This window comes from Savagea serpentis (assembly GCF_015351395.1).
Taxonomy (GTDB): domain Bacteria; phylum Bacillota; class Bacilli; order Bacillales_A; family Planococcaceae; genus Savagea; species Savagea serpentis.
This window is the reverse complement of the sequence record NZ_JADKPV010000006.1, coordinates 47,397-61,257: the sequence shown is the minus strand read 5'-3', so window position 1 is coordinate 61,257 and position 13,861 is coordinate 47,397. Positions and strand designations below refer to the sequence as shown.

11 protein-coding genes are annotated in these 13,861 nt (G+C 38.9%); 2 read left to right on the top strand and 9 right to left on the bottom strand.

Features of this window, described 5'->3' with window-relative positions; translation table 11 throughout:
• The first annotated feature begins 8 nt into the window (after positions 1–8).
• Entirely contained in the window at positions 9–1,130 is a 1,122-nt protein-coding gene (locus tag IRY55_RS10875; protein WP_194563347.1) for a cupin domain-containing protein, read from the top strand.
• 85 nt (positions 1,131–1,215) lie between these two features.
• Here IRY55_RS10875 and IRY55_RS10870 read toward each other — a convergent pair whose 3' ends face one another.
• From IRY55_RS10870 to IRY55_RS10835, 8 genes are all read right to left on the bottom strand, one after another.
• Positions 1,216–1,392, bottom strand: coding sequence for a hypothetical protein (locus IRY55_RS10870; protein ID WP_194563346.1), 177 nt, complete (start codon positions 1,390–1,392; stop codon positions 1,216–1,218).
• Positions 1,385–3,394, bottom strand: coding sequence for a catalase (locus tag IRY55_RS10865; RefSeq protein ID WP_194563345.1), 2,010 nt, complete (start codon positions 3,392–3,394; stop codon positions 1,385–1,387). Before IRY55_RS10865 ends, IRY55_RS10870 begins: the two co-directional genes overlap by 8 nt.
• 116 nt (positions 3,395–3,510) lie before the next feature.
• Complete coding sequence (locus IRY55_RS10860) at positions 3,511–4,146, bottom strand: pentapeptide repeat-containing protein (protein WP_194563344.1); 636 nt, start codon at positions 4,144–4,146, stop codon at positions 3,511–3,513.
• A 133-nt stretch (positions 4,147–4,279) separates the two neighbouring features.
• Entirely contained in the window at positions 4,280–5,752 is a 1,473-nt protein-coding gene (locus IRY55_RS10855) for a DASS family sodium-coupled anion symporter (protein WP_194563343.1), read from the bottom strand.
• Between the two features lie 281 nt (positions 5,753–6,033).
• Positions 6,034–6,768: a YwaF family protein gene (locus tag IRY55_RS10850; RefSeq protein ID WP_194563342.1), complete on the bottom strand. Its 735-nt coding sequence runs from the start codon at positions 6,766–6,768 to the stop codon at positions 6,034–6,036.
• Positions 6,769–6,908: 140 nt separating this feature from the next.
• On the bottom strand, positions 6,909–9,443 hold the full coding sequence (locus tag IRY55_RS10845; protein ID WP_194563341.1) for a YfhO family protein: 2,535 nt from the start codon (positions 9,441–9,443) through the stop codon (positions 6,909–6,911).
• Positions 9,427–9,825, bottom strand: coding sequence for a GtrA family protein (locus tag IRY55_RS10840; protein ID WP_194563340.1), 399 nt, complete (start codon positions 9,823–9,825; stop codon positions 9,427–9,429). Before IRY55_RS10840 ends, IRY55_RS10845 begins: the two co-directional genes overlap by 17 nt.
• A complete protein-coding gene (locus IRY55_RS10835) occupies positions 9,818–10,759 on the bottom strand; it encodes a glycosyltransferase family 2 protein (RefSeq protein WP_194563339.1) in 942 nt (313 codons plus the stop codon). Before IRY55_RS10835 ends, IRY55_RS10840 begins: the two co-directional genes overlap by 8 nt.
• Positions 10,760–11,274: 515 nt before the next feature.
• Here IRY55_RS10835 and IRY55_RS10830 point away from each other — a divergent pair.
• Complete coding sequence (locus IRY55_RS10830; protein WP_194563338.1) at positions 11,275–12,117, top strand: malate synthase; 843 nt, start codon at positions 11,275–11,277, stop codon at positions 12,115–12,117.
• A gap of 39 nt (positions 12,118–12,156) precedes the next feature.
• Here the strand turns inward: IRY55_RS10830 and IRY55_RS10825 are convergent, their stop codons facing one another.
• Positions 12,157–13,791, bottom strand: coding sequence for a Na/Pi cotransporter family protein (locus IRY55_RS10825; protein WP_194563451.1), 1,635 nt, complete (start codon positions 13,789–13,791; stop codon positions 12,157–12,159).
• Positions 13,792–13,861 lie beyond the last annotated feature (70 nt).

Sequence of the window (13,861 nt, the reverse complement as noted above, 5' to 3'; positions counted from 1 at the left end):
GATGCACAATGGGCAATAAAGGCGAAGACATTCAAAACTTTATGAAGAGTGATACAGTTAAAGATTTTACGCAAGATATTCAACAGTATAATTTAGGACCTCTTTGGGAAGCAATTCCAGAAATTATGAACAAAACACCGAAACCTCATGCGGAAGCTTATTTATGGTCAGGTGAATTGTTGAAAAAGAAATTGATGGAAGCGTCAGAAATTTTTACGCCCGAACGCGGTGGTGAACGACGAGCAATCTACTTCCAAAATCCAGGGTTAACGTATCGTAAACCTTGGGGGTGGGCATCAACAACGCAAACATTGTACGCAGCGGTACAGTTATTGTTACCAGGCGAGGAAGCACCTTCTCATCGCCATACACAAAGTGCATTGCGTTTCATTTCTGAAGGTAGTGGAGCGTATACGATCGTTCAAGGTGAGCGAGTATATATGGAGGAAGGAGATTTCCTCATCACACCTAAAAACTTATGGCACGGTCATGCGCACGATGGTGATGAGCCGATGATCTGGATGGATGCGTTAGATATCCCGACAATCTATTCAATCGGTGGCACATTCTTTGAACCGTATGAAGATGGACTACAGCAACCGAATGTACCAGATAATTTTTCGGAAAAGCGATATCAAGGAGGAATGGTTCGTCCAGTCGGTGACGCTCAGTACGATGTAGCACCTTTAGCAAATTATAAATGGTCTCGCACAGTAGATGCCATTGAAGGACTTATGAATTTTGAACCTGATCCGCATGAAGGTTTCGCTGTAGAGTACATTAATCCATCGACTGGAAAGTCAGCGAACCCGACGATGGGCACACGAATGCAATATTTACCGCAAAGCTTATCGACAAAAGCACAAAGGCACACACACTCCACAATTGTCCATGTGCATGAAGGCGAAGGATATTCTGTCATTAATGGTGTCCGATTTAATTGGAAGAAAGGCGATTACTTCGTCATTCCAAATTGGGCTTGGTATGAACATCATGCGCTTCAAAATACTTATTTATTCTCAGTGAACGATATTCCAATTATGGATCGTTTTGAATTGGAACGCCGAGAAGTATTTGAAAGTAATGATGGTCACCAAAAGATTGAAACTGAATTTAAAGAAGTACGCTAATTCCTCATTTAAACTAGTCATAACAAACCCCCTTATTTCAAATAAAAACATCTTCTCGTTTTCCCCAACGAGAAGATGTTTCTTTTTATTCATGTTTTTTCTTTTTCGGTTGGTCGTCACTATTTTTAGGGACGACACCGCGGGCATTGCCGTCTTTTGCGAATCCTTCTTTCGGTTCATACTTATCCGGATTCGTGCCATGTTGTTCTTTTCTGCGCTGTTTTTCTACGAGTTCTTGCTCAGGTTCTCTTTTTTTATTCATTTCCTTCACCCCTTTTCCAAAATCGTCCGATTGTTAATCCCTCGATGAAAGGTGTCTCATCCATCGTGTCCAGCATATAGACTCCTTCTGAATCGATTGGGAATAAAATCGGGAATGTGAGAAAGTCAACTGTACTTGCGATTGGTTTTGCATGGTCATACGCTTCATTTAAAAATTGACCAATAGTTTTTTGATCGGTTGGCGCATCAAAAGTATTGATTACGAGTAAACTATCGAATAATACAGGATGCGTCGTGTCGAACGTTTCATCAATCGGCATGTCGAAATGTTCAAATGTCCCTTGTCGATTTGAAATCGTCGAGAGGACGATTGGATATTTTGTTTCTAATGTACGAATCCATTTTAATTGTTCGGCCGAAGCTTGTGGAGACACGATAACGCCAACTGTTTTTGTATTTAATCCATTTGGCGTAGTCGCTTGACTGAGTGATGGATACGTTTTAACATTCGGTGTTTCTATTTTTGATGGAATCGGTAAACCTAATTTTTGAGCCCCATATTTCGCTAAATCATGATGGACGTGATTCATCTGATTGATGACATTTTTACGGATTTGTTCATTTTTACATTTTCCTAGTTCGAAAACGAGCGCATCTTTTAAATGTTGTTGTTCGTAATCTGCCAAACTTTCGTAAAACATCGTCGCTTGCGAGTAGAAATCTAAGAAAGAATCCGCACGCTCACGTACCTTTTTCCCTTCGAGCGATTGTTCGAAATGATGGAAGCCCCCTTGTTCTTCGGGAACCGGCGCCGGTTGATTATTCGCTAGTGCATTTGGATAGTAACTCGTCACACTTGGATTAATCGTTTGGCGGTGCATACCATCTCGTTGGTTGTTCGTAAATGGACAAACGGGACGGTTAATCGGAATTTCATGGAAATTCGGTCCGCCTAGTCTGCTCAATTGAGTATCGGTATAACTGAAAAGTCGTCCTTGTAATAAAGGATCATCGCTGAAATCAATGCCTGGAACGACATGTCCTGGGTGAAAAGCGACTTGTTCAGTTTCTGCAAAGACATTGTCGACATTTTCATTTAAGACGAGTTCTCCTAAATATTCGACGGGTATTTGTTCTTCAGGCCATAACTTCGTCGCATCGAGTACATCGAAGTCAAAGTCAAATTGAGCAGCTTCAGGAATGACTTGAACACCGAAATCCCATACTGGAAAATCACCGCGTTCAATTGCTTCGTATAAGTCACGGCGATGAAAGTCCGGGTCTTTCCCGTTTATTTTTTGCGCTTCATCCCACGTGACGGAATGGACACCGAGCTGGGGTTTTAAGTGAAATTTGACAAAGAAACTCTCATTTTGCGCATTGATCAAACGGAAAGTATGCACACCGAAGCCTTCCATCATTCGTAAATTTTTAGGAATTGCACGATCTGATAAATGCCACATGAGCATATGGGTCGATTCTTGATGTTGACTAACAAAATCCCAAAACGTATCATGTGCGGACTGTGCTTGTGGAATTTCATTATGCGGTTCTGGTTTTACGGCATGGATTAAGTCTGGAAACTTAATCGCATCTTGAATATAAAAAACGGGAATATTATTGCCAACGAGATCAAAATTCCCTTCTTCTGTATAAAATTTCGTAGCGAAGCCACGGACGTCTCGCACGACGTCACTGGACCCTTTGGAACCGGCTACATTAGAAAAGCGTACGAAAATAGGCGTTTCTCTGCCGACTTCATTTAAAAAGTGAGCTTTCGTCCATTTTGACGCCTCTTTCGTACATGTAAATGTTCCATGCGCCCCGTAGCCGCGAGCATGTACAACACGTTCAGGAATGCGTTCATGATCAAAGTGTGTAATTTTTTCTCGCAAATGAAAGTCTTCTAACAATGTCGACCCACGGCGCCCTGCTTTTAATGAAAAATTATCTTCGTCCATTTTCAAACCTTGGTTCGTCGTTAAAGGTCCATCTACATCTTGCGTCGTAAACGTTTTCAATTGTTGCTTTTTCTTATTCAAAAAAATCACTCCTTTATCTTACTAATCCACTCATTCCCGACAAAGAGAAAGCTAAACTAGGAAAAAGGAGGAGAATTGGATGAAAAATAGGCTCCATTATTTTGAAACAATGTTTATTATGCTTTGATGAAAATTCCTAATGTTTGGACCCATTCAAGTGCTTGATTAGGAGAGAGTGTCGCTTTTTTTAAATCATCAAAAGTAATCCGTATTCCTGTTAAATTATTTGTGCTAAGGTCGAGAGAGGCTAAGGAAGTTTGTTCGAAAGTGCTTTCTGTTAAATCGCTGTGAGAAATCGTAACGTGTTGAAATGTGTTATCAAAAAAGTCTATGCCATTTAAAGAACAATTCGTCCAAGCGACTTGTTTAAACGGACTTTGTCGAAAAGAACTGAAATGAAGGACACAAGAAGAAAAGTGAACATCTTGAAAGTAGCACGCGTCAAAAATGGTGCCCATAAATTTACAATTATCGAATGTTACACGCATAAAGTCGACATGATGGAAAGTACTTGTGGAAAAATCAGTATTAGAAAAGTGTACATCGGAAATGGTTATGCGTTGAAAAGTGGTTTGAATGCATTCAGATTGATGAATCGTACATTCTATGATTTCTGCTTTCTCAACATGTTGTTGATTTAGCGTAGAGGCATTACATGTTTTTAAATAAAGTATATGGTCTTCTTCTTCAAATAGCATTTGTAAATGACCTTCCTCTAACTCTTCTGAAAAACACGGGCGTTGAATATTCATATCGTCTCCTACTTTCTGCGGTGATGTCTTCTATTGTAAACAATAGAAAGAGAAAGAACAAATGTTCCAATAAAAGAAAATGATATAGAAAACACCCCTCCTATTTTTTATTGAAAAAGGAGGGGTGTTTTAATTAGAGTAAGCCGATCCATTGCCAGTAAGTTGCACTGAAGAGAAGAATGAGTAAGTACCCGGCAATTGTTAGTGGTAGACCTGCTTTAAAGAAATCTTTGACGGAAAATGCTCCCGTTCCGTATGCCAACATATTTTGTGGTGCGTTAACAGGGAGTAAAAATCCGAAACTAATGACGAATTGTTGAATTAAGACGAATCCGACTGGATTGAAGTCTCCTTGTAATGTTGTCGCTAACACGAGCACGATCGGGATGAGCGCACTTGCTAAACTTGTCGCACTTGCAAAGCCTAAGTGAATTAAAATATTAAATAAGGCGAGAAGAGCAATTGTCGCGAGAAGTGGCATCGAATCTAATCCAAGAGCGCCGAATACTTTATCGGATAGCCATTGAGCACCAGACGTATCGAGTAAAATGAGCCCTAATGCAATTCCAACAGCGAAGACGATAATCGTTCCCCAAGGGATGAGTTTTTCGACGGTTTTCCAATCGAAAATACCGATTTTTGGCGTGAGCAAAATTGCGACCGCAACGAGTGTAATCGTCGTAGTATCGAACGGGTGGAGGCGAGATTCTGTCGACCAGAAAATGAGAAGTAAAACAGAAATGACGATGAGTCGAATTTCTTCTGGGCGAATCGGCCCTAAACTTTTTAAGTTTTCTTTTACGACATCCATGCCACCTTCTACAACTTTCGTTTCTGGTTTAATGAGTCGAACCATAATGAAGTATAAAATGACGGACATGAGAATCGACCACGGTGCGGCATATAAAAACCAATCGCCCCATGCGACAGATTCTCCAAGTTGTTTTTCGATAAAGTCGATCGCGACCATATTTTGAGCAGCAGCTGTTTTAATCCCGACGTTCCAAATGGAGATGGCTTGAACTGCTGTAATGACGAGTAAGGCGCCGAGTCTACTATTATGAGGCAGGCCGAATGCGGCAACCATTCCGAGTAAAATTGGAACGACAGCACCCGCACGTGCCGTAGCGCTCGGTACGAAAAAGGCTAAAATGATGGACACGAGAATCGCTCCGAAAACGATCGCTCCTGTTTTAGCTCCTACTTTCGATAAGATAAAAAGTGCAAGTCGCTTGTGCAAATTCGTCGCTTGCATCGCAGCGGCTAAAAATAGCGCTCCAGCTACGAGTGCGACGGCAGGGCTAGAAAATCCAGCAAGCGCATATTTCAATGCACCTTTCGTTCCCATTACTTTTTCAGGATCGTCCAAACTTGGACTCGTTCCTAAAGATAAGGCGACGATAGCGATAATCATCGCAGCACTGACGGGATAGCTTACTGCTTCAGTCACCCATAAAATAACCGCGAACGCTAAAATCGCAAGCGCACGTTGACCAGCTACAGGTAAGTCAGGCGGTGTTGGAAGAAATGTAATGATAAATAATGTTGCGAATGCGAGTAAAATCCAAAGAGGTTTCAAATTTCTTTTCTTTTTTTCTTCAGTCATATAACTCTCCCTTTCTAAATAAATAAATGATTCCATTACTATTGTGCCATATTTTATAAGGAAAAAGTATGGAAAAATGAAAGTTAATATGAGCGTTACAAATAAAGAATGAATCAAATAGATAATTATTAATTGAAGGTGAAGATATATGATTTTGTAGAAAGTGATGGGAGAGAAGGGAAAAATATCTTTTTTCTTTTAATACTATTCAATTGAAAGCGATAACAAAGGAAATTGAAATGGTAAAAAAGCTCCGATTTTTGTTAAAAAAGGAGCGAATGTTAAATTTCTCGAAATAGCTTATTCATTATTTTTATTTTTTGTACGACTTTATACAAGAGGTTGACAAGGAAAAATAGTGAAAACATCATGATTACGAGAATGGGTACATGATAAGGATAAGCAGGAATATTGCTTAAAAATGGTGTTGGTGGAGCGGCGCGTAAATAAGCGTAATTGCTGCCGAGCCACTCATTGATGACAAGAATGACTATAAAATAAATGGCGCTGTATTGATACGTTTTAAAAAGATGCACTTGATTCGGTTGATAATCGTGAATGACGGCTAGAAAAACAGTCCCCATCAATAATGCAGCATGACCTAAGAAAAATTGAATAAACATCGCATTCGGAAAGCCTAAGCCATTCGTGTCAGGAGAGAGAAGTGCAAGAAAAGCGCCGATTATTCCCCAATAAAACGTAAAATGAAACAATTTCGTATTCCATTTAAACAATAAGAATAGAACAAACAAAGTAGTAATACGACAAGGATAAAGCGGTAGAGCGTCTACTGGATTAAAGGCATTGTGGGCAATGTACCAGGAATATAATAAAAATTGTTGAATGATAATCGTTACGATGAGCGAAACGCGAATTATTTTTTCATAACGAAACGTAATTTGCGGACGAGTGACAAATAATCCAGCAAGTAAAAAAATAAGCAAGAGTAAAGAAAGATGCTCGATCGACAAAATGGCGAATGTCGGCGCCTCTGAATAATACAGAGAATGAATCATCAGCATTGGCCTCCTCATAAAAGTGTTTGTTTACTATACGATAAAAATTGAGAAAAGTTGTCAAAAAAGATAAGAATTAAGGATAACTTAAGATAAAAAACGAGCCCTCGATAAGAGGTGCTCGTTTTTTTACATAAAGGTTATTTTTTTATTTTCCGAAAAACTAATAGTGAGAATGTAAAGAGGCTGAGTATACTTAATGGCCATACGTAAGGAGTTCGGTAATGCATGTCGATGTTATTCATTCCTTCTTCGACAGGAAGCGCAATAAATGCATAATTTGCTTTTATGACGGGAACCTGTTTTCCGTTCACTTGCGCTTTCCAACCTTTTTCATAAGGGACTGGAAGAATAGCGTGAGTAGCATGAGATTCGTTATTCGCTTGAATCGTGATGGTGCTGTCTTCCCATTTCACTTTTTGTATGGAATTGTTCGCGATATCATCGTGCTTAACAGGATAAAATGCTAAGTTTTTCAACTCATATGTTCCTTGCGGTAAGGTGATTTTCACTTCGTTTGTGCCTTGAACGCGGATCGTTAAATCATCAGCAAACGTGCGATAAATGGAAGAATTCTTTTTGCGTGTCGTTTCATATTCATTTACTTTTAATGTGAAGCCTTTGTCTTGATCCAATCGTTGTAGTGAAAATTGCACGTATACATCATCGTCATTTTCAAATACTCCATCTAATAAAAATGTCACGGTCCCTTTTTTCTTTGAAACGACGATTAGTTGGTTGTCGTAAGTGGCATCTTTTGTACGTTCTTCCAGTACAGTTAAAGGCTTAGACGGAGTCGGTGTTGGCTGAGTAGCTGGAAGTTCCTCCGTGATGAGACCGTGTAAGGCGATGTTTTCCTTATCTACCGTTGGTAAAGAAGAAAGGCTTTCTTGTTCATAAATCGCAGATGTGAAATGAACAAATGGACGCAAGGCTTGATTTTCATACAAAATATAATCTCCTTCTTGATCGATTTGTTTAAAGGAAGAAGGGATACTCGTTTCTTTTTTCGAAACGATTGTATATTTACCTTGCATCATTTGATAAATAGGTAAGCGACTCCCTCCCGTCATATAGCGGCTGACTGTTTCTCGCTTCATATCAATTTGTAAATCATGCCAATACATGAGTAAGACATGCTTGTTTAAAATGCTCGAATAAACACTCATGCCATTAAACTGTTGGACGAGAGGGGTATTATTGCGTGTCGGTACCATCCAATCAATGCGATAAAAAGAAGAATCCCGTGTTGTGAGACGATGCAGTAAATGTTCGGTCGCTTTCGGATTATAGTGATCACTGTTTAAAAATGCCGCCGTCACATTGTTTTCTCCAGAAGGAGGAGCGAGTTTGCTACTAGCGAAAAGATTTAATATGACGATGGAAGAAAGCAATAACGTTCCGATCCACATTTGTCTTTTTTGCAATAAACCACCGATTACGAAAAGTAGTGTAAAAGATCCAATGATTAATAATAAAGCATACTCATACTGCTGAAACATCTTCACTCTAGGAAATGAATGGTACGACAAAGTATAGAGCATTAACGTCAAAAGAGCCCCGCCAATGAAGTCTCTTTTTTGTAATTCCCACCAATGAATGATGGTGAATGTTACAAGCATCGCACTTAAAAGCCCGATAAAATATTCCCATCGAAATTGAGGGGCAGAAAAGCCGTTAAATATACTTGCTGCTTTTGGGCTGTAATGGACAATCCACATGAATAGTAATAATAATGATACGCTGCGAAATAGGCGATGACGGTAAAAGCTGATACAACCTAATAGTAGTGGAACAATGAGCGGCATCCACATTGTTTTCCCATTGAAAAGCAAACTATCTTTCCATTCAAACAAAGGGATATCGAATGGATAGTCCGGCCGGTAATTATTGAAGAAAGCGATAGCGGAAGGAATGAAGCTAACTGCTCCGAGACAAAATCCAATAAGGCCGCTTCGAATATAAATGCCAATCTGTTGCAAAATACTTGCTTCATTATCTGTCCATCTGGATAAGAAACGCATACAAATATAGATAAAGGCAAGTAAGAAATTAATATAAGCAAAATAAAAATTATCAAATAAACTAATCGCTACAGCAAATATAAAAAGATAAGAACTTTCTTTGCGAATGATTTTTTCAATCCCTAACAATAAAAGAGGTAACCATAACAATGCATCCGCAAAAAATTCCCAGTAGAAGACATGTCGGAAGTAAATGACACTCGTGGCATATACGACCGAACCTACCCATGCTGCTCGTCGATGTTGAAAGATTTTATTTAAAAATAAAAAAGCAAAAAATGAAATGAATGTCATGCGTACAATGGAGACAAATAATGTAAGTTGCGCCCAAAATACGATGGTCGTTGGATCGATAAGAGATAGGGTAGCCAAAAGATAGACTACGACACATGTTAAAATAAAGACGATAGAAGTAGAATAGTAGTAGCCGAGCCCTGCAAATATATCGCCACCAAGTCCGAAGTGGTCGGCATAAAACCATTCACCCTTCGACCATTGTTCAAATAATAATTTTTTGAAGACGAGCATTTGAGAAACCCCATCCCCATGTCCGACCATATACGTTCCTCTAGTTGTTTGAATGATGAAATAAAGATGAGCAAGAAGAGCGATCAACAAACTAGCGCTAATGATTTTAATATGACTTTTCATCTTTTAAAATCCTCCCGGTTAAAAGAAAAGTAATCGGCACCGTAAAGAGGAGTGCAATAAAAGGAGCAAACAGTTCACTCATATGTAACACTTTAACGAAAATATAAAGAAGGACCGTCGAGCAACTAACATTGACAATTTGAGTAAGAGGATAAGCTAAGAACTTTTTTAAAGTCGGTTTTACGCGATAAGTGAACAAACTGTTGACAAAAAAAGAAAAGATTAAGCTAATGAAGAAGCCGATCCAATGAGCAAATAAAAAATGCAGTTGGATAAAATGAAGCGCTATATAATATACCGCATAATAGACTGCGGTATTGAGAACACCAACGATTCCGAAACGTATAAATTCGTTGAGAGATGTTTTGTTGAATTTAATCATGTTGTTCTCCTTCCAAACTAGCATTATCCACAATATAGTGAGGACGTTTCTTCGTTTCATTGTAAATGCGCCCAATATATTCACCGATAATTCCTAAACTAAATAATTGAATACTGCCTAAAAGAAGTACGGCACTAATTGTAGTGAAGTAACCTGGTACATCGATTCCGCCACTTACAATTTGGAAAAACGTATATCCGATATAAAAGAGAGAAAGTAAAAAAGTAGCTAAACCAAGATAAAAACAAATACGAAGCGGTTTTGTATTGAAAGATAAAATACCATCTACTCCATAATTAATGAGTTGTTTGAAAGACCATTTTGTTTCTCCGTCTTCACGTATCACATTGCGATAACAAATTGTTTTTTTAGGAAATCCAATCCATTCATATAAACCTTTAGAAAAGCGTTGATGTTCATTTAAGGATAAGAGTGCCTCACTTGCTCGTTTGCTAAGCAGGCGAAAGTCTCCTTCTCCGTCTTTCATTTCAACAGAAGTAATCCGATTAATAAGATAATAATAACTTTTTGCAAAAAGAGATTTTATAAAGTGCTCTCCTTGACGATCGCGCTTAGCGACAACTTGGTCGTATCCTTCTTCCCAAGCAGTGATTAATTCAGGTATGAGAGACGGCGGATGTTGTAAATCCCCGTCCATTAAAATAGCAGCATCGTATTCGCAATGTTTAAGGCCTGCAAGTAAAGCGGCTTCTTTCCCAAAATTACGAGAGAAATTAATAAAATGAACATATTTCTTTTGTGCGTGAAGTTGTTCTAATGTTTCTTTCGTATGATCTGAACTTCCATCGTTAACAAAAATATATTGAAACGAAAGGGAAGAATTTTTTTGCGTCACATCGTCTAAAACGTGGACGACACGTGTAATATTTTCCTGTTCATTGTAGACAGGAATAATAATGGCGATTTTTTTCATGTTTTTTCCTCAATTTCCTAAAATGATAATATATTGTCATTTCCACTTTTATGAATAGTTAAACTCACCTCTTCATCTTCTGTAGTATGAACAACCAAAATGTCCCCACCTATATTACGAAATAGAGAGCTATAAGTTTTCAAATAGTAACAAAGTGTTGTCGTGTCATTTCATATTTTGATTTCGCTTTAGTTAAATAGTATACGATGAATTAGAAGAAAAACATCGAAAATCCTTAATTGTTTATGAATAATTCATTGTAAATGATTCGAAAAATAATTAATTATACTATAGGTGAGAAGTGATAGTCAATGATTGAACTTGATTTTTTGTTACATATATGTTACGATAGATAGACAGTCGTTACAGAATTAAAAGATCGTGCTCAATTTCTTTTTTTCGAGAATTTGTGTGCGATTTTTTATATGTAAAAAGAAAAGCGCATCGAGCGTTCTTCTCAATAATCGCTCGTGGGCGAGAACGATGACACATATTGATAAAGGGAGAGTGGAATTGTGAATTTAATTGATGAAACAGTGACGCATAAAGTTTTTGGTGAAGGGCAAATTGTTGAACAAGATGATAAGACGATTACCGTGGACTTTGAAGAGGACGTCAAAAAATTCGTGTATCCAGATGCTTTTAAAACATTTATCATGTTGCAAGATCGTGACTTGTCAGAGCGTTTAGAAGAAACGTTGACCAAAATGCGTGCAGAAGAAAAAATACGTGAGAAAAAGAAAGCGAAAGAGCGTGAACAAAAAATTATTCAGCAACAATTACGCGCTCGTTTAAAAAATGAGAATGTTCATAAAAGCTCACAAATTGTCTTCTGGTTGAATGAAGAAGATGATGAAAAAGTATTTGAAGATTGGTCGGTTTTCACAGGGACAGTGCAAAGCGGTAAGAAAAAAGGAGAGCCGAATCGTGCAGCTCGTTTGCGTCCGAATAGTATGGCAGTACTGACAAAGCGAGACGCAAAAGAACAAGAAGCCGATCGTAAAATTGTCGGGATGTTTATGGTGAGTGAAACATTCATCGGAAGCGCTAACGAAGACGGTTTCATCCCTTCACATGAGCTTTTTAAAATTGAACTGACAGAAGAAGAATCTGAAAAAATGCATTTTTGGAATTATTATATGAATCCGCGTTCACCGAAGCGAATGGCATGGAATTCAGGACGTTACCGTTACTTCGATAATATTTGGGGTGCTCAAATATTGCGAGATGTTTTGAAGATGCGTCAAGGTGAAGAAGAACAAGAACGTTTAGATGCATTTTTGGACTATTATTGTCATTTAAATGTATTAAATCGTGAAACGATTCCAGTTGCAAATGGTTCATTACTTCAACAATAAATAATGAAAAGGCCTGCGTTTTTACGCAAGCCTTTTTTATTATAGACGTTTTCCAAGTACAACTTCAGCCAAGTTTACCGTATGGTCACCGCTACGTTCTAAGTTCGATAAAATATCGACATATACCATACCTGCTTCTAATGTACAAGTACCATCGCGTAATCGATTAATATGCGTTTTCCGATAGCGATATTCCATCTGATCGATGGTTACCTCTTGTTCGACGACTTGACGAGCAAGTGCTAAATCGTTCGTTTGGAGAGATTGAATTGATTTTGAAATCGTTTCAATCGTGAGGGCAAACATTTTCTCCATTTCAGCCATTGCCTCTTTTGTAATCCCATTCTTATTTGTATGATGTAAACTTTTCGTTAAGCCGACAATATTTTCACAATGGTCTCCGATTCGTTCGATGTCACGAATACTATCTAGTAGTAATGCGTGCTTGTGAGAGTCGCTTTCTGAAATGCGCATCGTCGAGATTTCAACGAGATAAGAAGTAATTTCACGATCCAAATGATTGATGGCGTCTTCTAATTGTTTCGCAAGTTCTGCATGTGACTCATCGCCTGTTTGGACGTATAAAAGAGCTTCTTGCATGCCGTGCACGGCAAATTCTCCAGTGCGCACAACTTCTGCTTTTGCTTGGCCGATCGCAACAGCAGGAGATTCTTGAATGAATAATGGGTCTAAATGTTTCGGCTGATATTCAATCGTCACGTCTTTTCCAGGAATTAATTTCGTGACGACCATTGCCCAAACGCCGATTAAAGGAAATTGAATCATCGTATTCGCGACGTTAAACGAGCCGTGAGCGAAAGCGATTTGCATTTTTTCTTCCAGTGCGAGTAGTGCTGCCAACCATTCGACATACAACGTGAAAGGCACGAGTAAAATTAAAAAGATGACGGTGCCAAATAAGTTAAACAATACGTGAACTGCTGCAGCACGTCGCGCAGTGATCGATGCTCCTAGCGCAGCTAAAATGGCGGTAATCGTTGTCCCGATATTATCTCCGAATAAAATCGGCAATGCGGCTTGCAAGTCGACGAGGCCTTCCGCATACAATCCTTGTAATATCCCGACTGTCGCACTAGAGCTTTGGACAATTAATGTAAAGATTGTCCCTGCGATGACACCGAGAATCGGGTTCTCACTCATTGATAACGTAAACTCTGCAAAGGCATCGAGTGAGCGTAACGGTTTCATCCCGTTGCTCATCATTTCGAGTCCTAAAAAGAGACCACCGAATCCGAACATCACTTCTCCGAAGTTTTTCACTTTATCTTTTTTAAAGAAAAAAATGAGAAACGATCCGACAGCCATAATTGGAAGAGCATAAGCGCCGACATCTAATCCGATGATGAATGCGGTGACCGTCGTCCCGATATTCGCACCCATAATGACGCCGATCGCTTGACGTAATGTCATAAATCCGGCGCTCACAAGGCCAACAGTAATAACGGTCGTTCCTGAACTCGATTGGATGAGCACGGTGACGATAATTCCGACGAGCACACCCATCAACGGATTCGTCGTAAACTTATCTAAAATGCTTCGTAATCGGTCACCAGCTGCCTTTTGAAGCGCGTCCCCCATAAATTGAATGGCGAATAGAAAAATACCGAGCCCACCTAAAAATTGGAAAATAATTGCTTGCCATTCGACTTCCACGATACGCATTCACTCCTTGACTCTAAAGATACATTTAGTATAGAGGGAGGAATAGAAAAGGGAAGAGGCG

Excerpts from the sequence above, each read along its gene's own strand:
- IRY55_RS10845 (WP_194563341.1), bottom strand. The coding sequence starts at position 9,443 with ATGAAAAGTCATATTAAAATCATTAGCGCTAGTTTGTTGATCGCTCTT.
- IRY55_RS10840 (WP_194563340.1), bottom strand. The coding sequence starts at position 9,825 with ATGATTAAATTCAACAAAACATCTCTCAACGAATTTATACGTTTCGGA.
- IRY55_RS10855 (WP_194563343.1), bottom strand. The coding sequence starts at position 5,752 with ATGACTGAAGAAAAAAAGAAAAGAAATTTGAAACCTCTTTGGATTTTA.
- IRY55_RS10875 (WP_194563347.1), top strand. The coding sequence starts at position 9 with ATGGGCAATAAAGGCGAAGACATTCAAAACTTTATGAAGAGTGATACA.
- IRY55_RS10860 (WP_194563344.1), bottom strand. The coding sequence starts at position 4,146 with ATGAATATTCAACGCCCGTGTTTTTCAGAAGAGTTAGAGGAAGGTCAT.
- IRY55_RS10835 (WP_194563339.1), bottom strand. The coding sequence starts at position 10,759 with ATGAAAAAAATCGCCATTATTATTCCTGTCTACAATGAACAGGAAAAT.
- IRY55_RS10870 (WP_194563346.1), bottom strand. The coding sequence starts at position 1,392 with ATGAATAAAAAAAGAGAACCTGAGCAAGAACTCGTAGAAAAACAGCGC.
- IRY55_RS10850 (WP_194563342.1), bottom strand. The coding sequence starts at position 6,768 with ATGATTCATTCTCTGTATTATTCAGAGGCGCCGACATTCGCCATTTTG.